7 protein-coding genes and 1 tRNA gene are annotated in these 9,114 nt (G+C 39.9%); 3 read left to right on the top strand and 5 right to left on the bottom strand.

Going from position 1 to position 9,114, the window contains the following annotated elements; all coding sequences use genetic code 11:
• Nucleotide 1: 1 nt before the first annotated feature.
• The 5 genes from HCZ11_RS15900 to HCZ11_RS15880 form a co-directional block, all read right to left on the bottom strand.
• A tRNA-Gly gene (locus HCZ11_RS15900) sits at nucleotides 2–74 on the bottom strand.
• A 139-nt stretch (nucleotides 75–213) separates the two neighbouring features.
• Nucleotides 214–759 (bottom strand): CDP-diacylglycerol--glycerol-3-phosphate 3-phosphatidyltransferase, encoded by a 546-nt coding sequence (gene pgsA / locus HCZ11_RS15895; RefSeq protein ID WP_130051801.1) that lies wholly within the window; start codon nucleotides 757–759, stop codon nucleotides 214–216.
• 41 nt (nucleotides 760–800) lie between these two features.
• Nucleotides 801–2,624, bottom strand: a complete 1,824-nt coding sequence (gene uvrC / locus HCZ11_RS15890; protein WP_130051802.1) for an excinuclease ABC subunit UvrC — start codon at nucleotides 2,622–2,624, stop codon at nucleotides 801–803.
• 8 nt (nucleotides 2,625–2,632) lie between these two features.
• The gene (uvrY, locus tag HCZ11_RS15885; protein ID WP_054553647.1) at nucleotides 2,633–3,283 is read right to left on the bottom strand and encodes a UvrY/SirA/GacA family response regulator transcription factor; all 651 of its coding nucleotides are present in this window, start codon (nucleotides 3,281–3,283) and stop codon (nucleotides 2,633–2,635) included.
• 108 nt (nucleotides 3,284–3,391) lie between these two features.
• Nucleotides 3,392–4,543, bottom strand: a complete 1,152-nt coding sequence (locus HCZ11_RS15880) for a dicarboxylate/amino acid:cation symporter (RefSeq protein ID WP_054553767.1) — start codon at nucleotides 4,541–4,543, stop codon at nucleotides 3,392–3,394.
• 227 nt (nucleotides 4,544–4,770) lie between these two features.
• Between HCZ11_RS15880 and HCZ11_RS15875 the strand changes: the two genes are divergently transcribed.
• The 3 genes from HCZ11_RS15875 (at nucleotide 4,771) to HCZ11_RS15865 (ending at nucleotide 9,107) form a co-directional block, all read left to right on the top strand.
• Entirely contained in the window at nucleotides 4,771–7,092 is a 2,322-nt protein-coding gene (locus HCZ11_RS15875) for a carbohydrate binding family 9 domain-containing protein (RefSeq protein ID WP_167658875.1), read from the top strand.
• 457 nt (nucleotides 7,093–7,549) lie between these two features.
• The gene (gene cysK / locus HCZ11_RS15870; protein ID WP_130051804.1) at nucleotides 7,550–8,518 is read left to right on the top strand and encodes a cysteine synthase A; all 969 of its coding nucleotides are present in this window, start codon (nucleotides 7,550–7,552) and stop codon (nucleotides 8,516–8,518) included.
• A 148-nt stretch (nucleotides 8,519–8,666) separates the two neighbouring features.
• Complete coding sequence (locus tag HCZ11_RS15865) at nucleotides 8,667–9,107, top strand: hypothetical protein (RefSeq protein ID WP_130051805.1); 441 nt, start codon at nucleotides 8,667–8,669, stop codon at nucleotides 9,105–9,107.
• The last annotated feature ends 7 nt before the right edge of the window (nucleotides 9,108–9,114 follow it).

Below are 9,114 nucleotides of genomic sequence, written 5' to 3'. Positions count from 1 at the left end.
GAGCGGCACACGAGGCTCGAACTCGTGACCTCAACCTTGGCAAGGTTGCGCTCTACCAACTGAGCTAGTGCCGCTTTCTTTATCTTGGGGGCTATGCCCTCTCAACACGGACGCATTCTACAGAGATTATTAAACGCGTCAATATAAAAAATGCTAGTTTTGAACTGTTTGCTTATTTTTTATCTAAAATGGTGTGTAATTATACGTTTAGGATCAATTTTTGGTCAATTCAGACCATGCGGCAACTAAATACTGCAACATAGAGCTTAGCGTCAAGAATGTTGCAATGTATAAAAGACCATAGCTTAAGTAGATCATCCATGTATCAAACTGCCAAATCAAACCAATAATGGCTAGCATTTGTGCCGCAGTCTTAAACTTACCCATGTTTGATACAGCCACGTTATCACGCTTACCCTGCTCTGCCATCCATTCTCGTAATGCAGAGATTACAATTTCACGGCTAATAATAACTAATGCCGGTATCGTCATATATAAAGTTTGGTAATGACTTGATAAGGCAACTAATGCCGCACACACCATTACTTTATCAGCAACTGGATCTAAGAAAGCACCAAAAGGCGTTGATTGATTTAAACGACGCGCTAAATAACCGTCAAGGATATCTGTGATTGACGCAAGCCAGAAAACAAACGCAGCTGCGAAAAACGCCCATGAAAAAGGCAAATAAAATATCACCAAAAAAATGGGGATAAGAAAAAGTCTAAAGGTTGTGAGTGTGTTTGGAATATTCCACATAACTACTTGGAGATGTCTTTTTTTCTATATTCGCACGAAGGCTACGCCTTGTCATGCAAATGATTAAATATCTTTTCAGCCATTTCAGGGCTGATCCCAGGAACTTGTTTTAATTGGTCTATATTAGCAGCTTTTACCCCTTGCATGCCCCCTAAATATTTTAATAATGCTTGTCGGCGCTTTTGTCCAACACCGTTAATTTCTTCTAATAATGATTGAGTACGTTGTTTTTGACGTTTATTGCGATGTCCTGCAATGGCAAAACGGTGCGACTCATCACGAATATGCTGAATCAAATGCAGCGCTGGCGCATCTGAATCAAGTGGTATTGTTTTACGTCCGCCATCAATTAATAAAGTCTCTAAACCTGGTTTTCGACTTGTGCCTTTTGCAACACCCACCAGCAATGGCATCTTATTATGTGGCCAGTTTTCAAAATATTGCTCAGCACGAGATAATTGACCTTTACCACCATCGATAAATATGACATCTGGAATTTTTTCTTCATCAACTACTTTGTTGTAGCGCTTGTTAAGTGCAAACTCCATCGCTGCGTAATCATCGCCACCAGTTATACCCGTAACATTAAAGCGGCGATATTCTTTATTATTTGGACCTTGTGAATCAAACACCACACAACTTGCAATGGTGTTTTCACCCATTGTATGGCTGATATCAAAACATTCCATGCGATTAATATCATCAAGACGTAATGTTTCTTTTAGTTGTGCATAGCGTTTATTGATTGAGTCCTGCGTACTTTGTTTTACGCTGATGCTGTTAAGTGCATTTTTATTAGCGAGCTTTAAATACTGCGCCCGCTCTCCACGATTAGCAACTTTTAAACTGACTTTACGCTCAGAGATTGCCGTAAGCGCTTCACTTAAAGGCTCACTTTCTTCAATACTGAATGGTAAGATAATTTCTTTGGCAATGCGCCCTGTTGCACCGGGTGCTAAATAATACTGACCTAAAAAAGAGGTTAGGATTTCTTCTTCACCAGAGTCTTTTGGCACTTTTGGAAAATAGGTTTTACTGCCTAGCACTTTATGGTCGCGGATCATTAATAAGTGAACCGCATTTAATCCATTTAAGTGAGCAAAGCCCACTACGTCCATTTCGGCATGGTTACCTGAAATAGATTGTTGCTCCTGCATTTTCCTGAGCAACAAAATTTGGTCTCGTACTTTTGCAGCAAGCTCAAATTTAAGTTCTTTGCTAGCTTGTTCCATCTTTGCAATTAAATCGGCAATAACTTCATGGGACTTGCCTAATAAAAACTTACGAACAAAATCCACTTCTTGCTGATACTCATCATCGGAGATTTTATTTACACAAGGCGCTGAACAGCGTTTTAACTGATATTGTAAACATGGACGGCTTCTGGCTCTATAATAAGCATCTTCACATTGACGTACAGGGAAGATTTTTTGCATTAAACGCAAACTTTCAGATACTGCCCCCGCACTTGGGAATGGACCAAAATACTCGCCTTTTATTTTACGGCTACCACGATGAAAAGCTAGGCGTGGGTGTTTGTGAGCAGTTAACAGAATATACGGATATGACTTATCATCTCGCAACAAAATATTGTAACGAGGCTGATATTTTTTAATTAGGTTGTTTTCAAGTAATAAGGCTTCGGTTTCAGTGTTGGTCAGGGTGACTTCAATACTGCAAATATTGCTTACTAGTACACGCGTTTTACTATCAGTAACATTACTTCGAAAATAACTACTTACGCGCTTTTTTAAGTTTTTGGCCTTACCTACATAAATGACTTGCCCTTCACTATCAAGCATTCGGTACACACCGGGTTCACTTGATAGTGTTTTGAGAAAACGGGCTGGTTCGAAATCAGACATTGAGCAAATTAATGCGAGCTATCAATGTCGATCATTTTGTGGCGAATTGCTAAATGTGTAAGCTCAACATCACCACCTACATTTAGCTTTTCAAACATGCGATAGCGATAGCTATTCACTGTTTTTGAACTAAGATTCAAACGCTCTGCGATATCTTGCGCTTTCTCACCTTTGGTGATCATCAGCATAATTTGTAATTCTCGCTCAGACAAACTCTGGAATGGGTTTTCATCTGTACGGCCGCTGACCTGTGCAAGGGCAATTTGCTGTGCTATTTCAGGTGCAATATAGCGTTGCCCTGCATTTACAGCACGAATGGCGTTAACCATTTCATCAGAACCGGCACCTTTGGTTAGATAACCGTGAGCACCAATTTGCATTACTTTACTTGGGAATGGATCTTCACAATGCACAGTAAGTACAATAATTTTTACATCTGGGCAGTAGCGACAGATTTTCTTTGTCGCTTCTAAACCGCCAATACCTGGCATATTCATGTCCATCAACACGATATCAGGCGAATGTTGACGGCAAAATTGCACCGCTTCTTCACCGGTTTTAGCTTCACCCACCACTTTAAAACCACGAACATCATCAAGTATACGTCTGATCCCTGTCCGTACAAGTTCATGGTCATCAACTAAAAGTACATTAATCAATGGAACACCCTCAAATAACCCAAATAGCTGCTTTCGCACAATTTAATGTGCCACATTAGCACAGAAAAAGTGAAACGATAAATCAAAATATCGTTCCACTCATTAATTTTAAGCTGATGCTTTCTCGCTGAAACGATCAACCCATAAAGCAATGATACCATCACCTGTTACATTACAGGCAGTACCAAAACTATCTTGTGCTAAATAAAGTGCAATCATTAATGCAACAGCGCCTTCATTAAAGCCAAGCATACTTGTTAAAAGGCCCAATGCCGACATAACAGCACCACCTGGTGCACCTGGAGCTGCAATCATTACAACGCCTAGCATCATAATAAATGGCAACATACCAAACAATGATGGTACATCCATATTAGGAGATAAGAACATCACAGCCATCGCACACGTCACAATAGTAATTGTTGAACCTGACAAATGAATTGTTGCACATAAAGGTACCGTAAAGTTAGCAACATCTTCTTTTACGTTATTTGCTTTACTTGAGCGAAGTGAAACCGGAATAGTTGCTGCACTCGACATTGTACCTAAAGCAGTAAAATACGCGGGTAGCATGTTTTTTACAAGCTCTAATGGGTTTCGCTTTAGTAGCAGTCCTGTAGATACATATAAAACCGTTAGCCATAACCAATGCATAATTAATGCAGCCAGCAGAACAATACCAAAAGTTTGTAGTGTATCAACCACAGTACCAGCGACTGTCATTTCAGCAAATACACCAGCAATGTAAAAAGGTAAAGCTGGAATAATTACTTTTGCTAGTAAGCCATCAATAACATCACGGCCCTGATCAGACACTTTCTTTAAAGTATCAAGCTGTAACTGGCTCATTCCAATACCAAAAATGAATGCTGCAGCAAGAGCTGTCATTACACTCATTAGAGGTGGAATTTCTAAATCAATAAAGCTACCCACTTCTGTGGCGACTTCAGCTTCAAACGTTAAGCCCCCATCAAACAATGGGATCATAGCGCTGACAAGTAAAAACGCTAAGGTACCTGCAATAACGGTTGAACCATATGCAAAGCCAACCGTTTTTCCTAACAAGTGGCCTGACCCTTTTGGTAAGCCAGCAATACCTGATGCGATAAAAAATAAAATAATTAACGGAATGGTAAAGGTGATCAACTGACCTATTATTTCTTTTACTGTGTAAAGGAGTTCAACACCTGTTAGTGGCACATACAAGCCCACTAAAATACCGGCAACAATACCAGCAATTAATTTTAAAATTAAATTCATAACGATCACTTCAATTTTTAGGTGGTAATCTTTTACCACGTTTTAGTTTACTTTTGTTATAAAACAGCCAAATTAACGTTTAACTGCGCAATTTACCACCAGAGCTTGGCAGAATCTAATTTGAACGTAAATATATGCGGCCTGTCGCGTTGCATTTGTTAACAAAGTTGCAAATTAATAACATGCTCGCAGTTTTGAATACCCATATAGTGCTTATGTATAAATCAATGTTGAGTGCCGCTCTGTTGAGTGTGCCTTTTACTAGCTTGGCCATCAGCCAACCTATCACCCTTCCTTTTATTGCAGAACAGCCAACAATTGACGGTAAGCTTGATGAAGCAAGTTGGCAACGTGCAAAAAAAATTACAATAGATAACGTCACTTGGCCTTATGAGAACAGTAAGAGCCCTGTTACTACCTACGCTTATGTCTATGAAGATGGCGAAACGTTATTTATAGGTTTTGAAGCGAACGACCCTAACCCAGAACTTATTCGTGCTTTTTACCGTGACCGTGACGCAGCTTGGGATGATGACTTAGTCGGGCTAAAAATTGATTCATACAATAACTCTCAATTAGCGTATCAATTTTTTATTAACCCACTTGGCGTACAGCAAGATTCAATAGAAAACGAACTAACTAAACATGAGAGCTCATCATGGGACGGTATTTGGGATAGCGTCGGTGTTATCCATGATAAAGGCTACACAGTTGAAGTTGCTATTCCCTTACGCGTACTAAATTTTGACGACAGCGTCGCAAGCAAAACCATGGCAATGGAGTTTTTACGCTTTTTACCGCGCAGTGAACGGTTGCGTATCTCTAATATGCAGATTGACCACGGTAACAATTGTTGGATTTGCCAAATGCCAAGTTACCAAGGTTTTGAACAAGCCAAACAAGGCAATAACGTGGCGATTATCCCATCTGTGGTGCTTGGCAAAAATGAGACCCGCGATATTGATGGCGCTCGAGTTGATGATTGGGAGTCAGAGAACAATACTGAAGCCAGCCTAGATGTAAAATGGGGGATCACTCCTGATATTACCCTAAATGCGACCATCAACCCTGACTTTTCTCAGGTTGAAGCGGATGTCGCACAATTGAGTGTGAACAATAATTTCAGTTTGTTCTTCCCTGAAAAGCGCGCATTCTTTTTAGATAACGCTGACTACTTTGCCTCAACTCTCAACCTTATTCATACCCGTAATATTGCCCAACCAGATTACGGAACAAAGATCACCGGCAGCAAAAATGGCCATACATTTGCCGGCTTCATTGCCAATGACACACAAACCAATGTGTTGATCCCTGGCAATTTAGGCTCATCTCTTGTTGCCCTTGACGAGAAAAGTGAAAATGGCGCTATGCGTTATCGATACGATTTTGAGTCAGGGTTATCGCTCGGTTCAACTGCAACACACAGACAAAGTCATGATTATAAAAACACGGTTTACAGTATTGATAGTAAATACAAGCCAACAGTGAACGATGTTTTCTTAGTCCAAGTATTAAAGTCACAAACACAATACAGCCAAGATTTTATCGACGAGTTATGTGATGGTGATAACTGCTTACAGCCCGAGCAAGTAATTTGTGAATTAAATAGTGACTGCGACTATAACGAAGGCGTACTTCGTGTTTTAAGTAAAGAACAGCAATCAGGTACTGGCTACTACGTAAAGTATCAACACGACGAGAAGTACTGGCGTGCCTTTGCTGACTATAATTATCGCGATGCTGATTTAAGAGCTGACTTAGGCTTTATCTCACAAGTTGATTTTAAAAAGTTTACGACTGGCGGTGAATACCGCTGGTATGGCGATAAAGGCAATTGGTGGAATCGCGCTAACCTTTACGCCGATTGGGATATTACCCACAACGAAAATAATGAACTTCTCGAAAAAGAAGCACAAACTAGTTTTTCAGTCAGCGGCCCGTTGCAAAGCTTTTTTGAGCTCTCTGTTGAGCACCGTAACCGCACCGGCCTTCGCCACGATAAATCACGTTTAGATATTGATGGTAACACTGACTTGTTTAGCGAAAATGGCGTTGGTTTTTACAGTGACTTTAAACCAACCGCAGGGGTATTTGCCTCTTTATATATGTATACAGGTAATGCCGTTGACTTAGCTAATAATCGTGTTGGTGAAAAGTTCCATATACGCCCTGTGCTGAATATGAACCTTGGTAAGCATTTTGAAGTGCGTTTACGCCATACTTATGAGCAGCTTGAAGCCGACGGCAGTGAAGTATTTACCGCCAACCTAAGTGATGTGCGTTTAACTTACCAATTTAATGTGAATAGCTTTTTACGCCTTGCAGTCATTTATACCGATTTAGAGCGCAATCAGACTAATTACATTGATGATGTAGATAGCCAATATAAAAAGTTAGCCACTCAGCTGCTGTATTCTTACAAGCTGAACCCGCAAACGGTATTCTTTGCAGGTTATTCTGATAATGGCTATCAAGATGATGAGCTTTCATCAATTACTAAAGAGCAGCGTACGTTGTTTGCTAAATTTAGCTACGCTTGGTTGCTTTAATACCTTATTAGCGCATCTTTTGGTGCGCCCTCCCCTTTCTTTGTTTGCTTATTCCTAAACCATACCCAAGCCACCTCAAGATGCAGAATTCAGCGTTTCACAGGTGCTTAATATCAAGGCGTTATTTGCAAGAATGGCAGTCCCTTTTAAGAAGTAACAACGATGAGAGTAAGTGCCTGTGAAGCGCCCAACGGGTTGGTTTGAAAGCGATTTATACTGCGTTATTGATTTTAGCAATAGAACCACTATTACTTGCAATCAATGCCTTGCCTAAGTCGCTTTTTATTCCAACTGAAACTCGCACCTTGAGATGGTTTGGGTATATAAGCCTATTCGCTATATGTTATAGCCAAACTTTACTTTCGTTTTTTATTCACCACAGTAAAGTGTGACTATTACAGATCGCTAGCCTAAGCTATTCGATCACGATTGAATAAATTGCTTCCAAGGGAACACTATGTCTAACATTTTTGAAGATAATTCATTAACGATTGGTAATACTCCAATCGTAAAGCTTAACCGCGTAACCTCAGGTAATGTTTTTGCTAAAGTAGAATCACGTAACCCAAGTTTCAGTGTTAAATGCCGTATAGGCGCTTCAATGATCTGGGAAGCAGAAAAGTCAGGCGTATTAACCAAAGACAAAGAGTTAATCGAGCCTACTTCGGGAAATACCGGTATTGCACTTGCGTTTGTTGCTGCTTCTCGTGGTTATAAGTTAACACTGACTATGCCTAACACTATGAGCCTAGAACGTCGTAAATTGTTAAAAGCGTTAGGTGCTAACCTAGTTCTAACTGATGGCGCTAAAGGTATGAATGGCGCAATTGAGAAAGCAAAAGAAATTCAAGCAAGTGACCCTGAGAAATACATTCTTCTACAACAATTCGAAAACCCTGCAAACCCGAAAATTCACTTTGAAACCACGGGCCCTGAAATCTATGAAGCAATGGATGGTAAAATCGATATCTTCGTAGCAGGTGTTGGTACGGGTGGTACTATTACGGGTGTTAGCCGCTACCTTAAACTTGAAAAAGGTTTAAATGTTCAGTCAGTTGCTGTTGAACCAACTAACTCACCAGTGATCAGCCAAACCTTAGCTGGTGAAGAAGTAAAACCGGGTCCTCATAAAATTCAAGGTATCGGTGCAGGTTTCATCCCTGGTAACCTTGATTTAGAAGTTGTTGATGCCGCTGAGCAAGTATCAAATGAAGATGCAATTGCAATGGCGCATGAACTGATGAAAAATGAAGGCATTTTAGTAGGTATTTCTTCTGGTGCTGCAGTTGTTGCTGCAAAACGCCTTGCTGAAAAGCCTGAAAACGCAGATAAAAATATTGTGGTAATTTTACCAAGTGCAACTGAGCGTTACTTATCTAGTCCATTATTCGCTGAAGAGTTCAGCGATAAAGAGCTTGTTCAGTAAGAACGACTAAGTTGTCTAAAAAGGATGCAAAGATGCATCCTTTTTTATTACCCAAAATAGATAAAACCAATAAATTTACCGAGTTAACTTTACATCATGCTAATTTAGTCACACACTTAATATTAAGTTCACTCGTAAAACAACAAAAATGAAAAATATACTCTTAATTTTTATTCTGTTAAGTAGCAGCGTCCTTTTCGGTTGCGGCTCCGAAGACGCTCCAAAAGGCGAACAAAATACGCCAGGTAATGTGGCTACTCTCTATTTTGATGCCTTATATAACCAAAACGATTTGAATCTTGCCATGGAATACTCCACTCCAAAAATGGCGCGTATTATGAAATCTTATGGTACTGCTGGGCAGTTCGCTCGTAACCTTGTCAATATGCAATACGATGAAGTCGTAATTGAAGTCGATATGACCAATATGAGTTTACGCGAGCAATATGGCGATAAAGCCAATATCAATTTAATTTTTACTGGTTATTTTAATGGTAAGAAAGTTGATGATATGCGCAGTGTGAAAATGATACGTAAGAAAGGAAAATGGTACATAGAAAAAATTAATGCCGATCCATTTGCACGTTAATTTAAAA

The organism is Pseudoalteromonas sp. HF66 (assembly GCF_011806445.1).
Lineage (GTDB): Bacteria > Pseudomonadota > Gammaproteobacteria > Enterobacterales > Alteromonadaceae > Pseudoalteromonas > Pseudoalteromonas apostichopi.
Note: the sequence above shows the minus strand (reverse complement) of the source record. Positions and strands in the feature narration are given on the sequence as shown.

Coding starts and splice junctions, on each gene's coding strand:
- HCZ11_RS15865 (WP_130051805.1), top strand. CDS start 8,667: ATGAAAAATATACTCTTAATTTTTATTCTGTTAAGTAGCAGCGTCCTT.
- HCZ11_RS15880 (WP_054553767.1), bottom strand. CDS start 4,543: ATGAATTTAATTTTAAAATTAATTGCTGGTATTGTTGCCGGTATTTTA.
- pgsA (WP_130051801.1), bottom strand. CDS start 759: ATGTGGAATATTCCAAACACACTCACAACCTTTAGACTTTTTCTTATC.
- cysK (WP_130051804.1), top strand. CDS start 7,550: ATGTCTAACATTTTTGAAGATAATTCATTAACGATTGGTAATACTCCA.
- HCZ11_RS15875 (WP_167658875.1), top strand. CDS start 4,771: ATGTTGAGTGCCGCTCTGTTGAGTGTGCCTTTTACTAGCTTGGCCATC.
- uvrC (WP_130051802.1), bottom strand. CDS start 2,624: ATGTCTGATTTCGAACCAGCCCGTTTTCTCAAAACACTATCAAGTGAA.